This is a genomic window from Methylobacterium sp. WL120 (genome assembly GCF_008039465.1).
Classification (GTDB): domain Bacteria; phylum Pseudomonadota; class Alphaproteobacteria; order Rhizobiales; family Beijerinckiaceae; genus Methylobacterium; species Methylobacterium cerastii.
Window position 1 is genome coordinate 1 of record NZ_VRUT01000327.1, and the last position, 1476, is coordinate 1476.

Genomic DNA, 1476 nt, shown 5'->3' on the forward strand with positions numbered 1-1476 from the left:
TACTACTGTGTCATAAATCTTTGTTGGCAGCAGGGACATCGTTGCAGGGTTCGCGCGAGTGTTTGTGCCAGCTTCAGGCGCAAGGTCGCGATGGAGTCAGGCACGTGTCGCTCGGGCCGGATCGGGGGCGCCGCGGGGTCTGTAACTGGCGGGTAGGGCAAGCGCTTGCCGTTCGGTGATCTCTGGTTCCGAGGGGGGAAAGCGGCCCCGCTCGGAGACCAGGAACCCATAGGCCGCGATGCATAGGCTGGCGTGATGATGGAAGCCGCGCCAGCTTCGCCCCTCGTAGTGGCCGAGCCCGATTTCCTGTTTGAGCTCCTGGTAGTCCCGCTCGATACGCCAGCGCAGCTTCGTCCGGCTGACCAACTCGGCCAGGGGCGTCTCCGGCGGCAGGGTCGAGAGCCAGTATTTGGTTGGCGCATCCTCGCCCTCCGGCCACTCGATCAGAACCCACTCCTCGGGACGCGGCTCGTGTCGCAGTTCATCCCGATGCCCCGGGCGCGCCCGCACGGCCGCAAAGCGCGAGGTCAGCACACCGTTCGTGCCAGCGCGCCATGTGACGCGCTGCCAGGCGGTCTCCGGCAGAGACCGGGCCAGCGTCTCTGCCGAGAGTGGCTTGTGCTCAGGGCTCCGTCGCACCCGGGTGGGTGGGCGCCCGCGTCCGCTCCAGGGTTTGGGCGGCAGCGGTGCGGTTCCAGGAGGCCACAGGCTCGTCGAGGACTGAACGCCCAGACTGTAGCACAAGCCCAAAGCCGTCAGCGCCGTGCGGAAGGCCGTGTCGATCCCGTATCCGGCATCTGCCAGGACGAGCCCGGGCGCCACCCCATCAGCCAAGGCCGCCCGGATCTGATCCAGAGCGATCTCTGGCTTGGTCCGGAAGCCGATATCCTCGGGCACGCCGGCCTTGCTGCGCCGCTCGGCATCCTGGGTCCAGGCTTCCGGCAGGTAAAGGCGATAGGCCACCGGCAGACTGGCCTGGGTGTTGGCCACCGAGAGCGTCACCGCAACCTGACAGTTGTCCTGTTTGCCGATCTGACCACAGTATTGCCGTCCCACCCCCACCGAGTGGCGGCCCTTTTTGGGAAAGCCGGTGTCATCGACGATCCAGGCCTGGATCGAAGCCTGACGCTCGATCACAGGCAGGACCTCGCTGCGGACCCGGGCTAGCAAAGCGTCGTCCGACCATTCGCCCTTGGCTACGAAGTGATGCAGCGCCTGATGGGTAGCCTGGACACGCGCCGGCGCGATCCGGGCCGCCATCGGCTCGATGCTCTTGCGGGCGCCTGGCAGTAGGAGGCCGGTGCAGTAGGCCTTCAGCGGCGCGACCCGATCGGCATGGCCTAGGACGCCTGACAGAGCCTCCAGATAGCTTGCAAAACGAAGCTGATCAGCAGCCAACAGGGAGTTCATGCGATCCATGCCTCGCTCCATCACGAGATCGAATCACCATCCCTACTCCCAAATCTTGTGACACAG

At 65.7% G+C, this 1476-nt stretch carries 1 protein-coding gene; it reads right to left on the reverse strand.

Going from position 1 to position 1476, the window contains the following annotated elements:
• Nucleotides 1–96 precede the first annotated feature (96 nt).
• On the reverse strand, nt 97–1410 hold the full coding sequence (locus tag FV229_RS26790; protein WP_187275305.1) for an IS701 family transposase: 1314 nt from the start codon (nt 1408–1410) through the stop codon (nt 97–99).
• Nucleotides 1411–1476 lie beyond the last annotated feature (66 nt).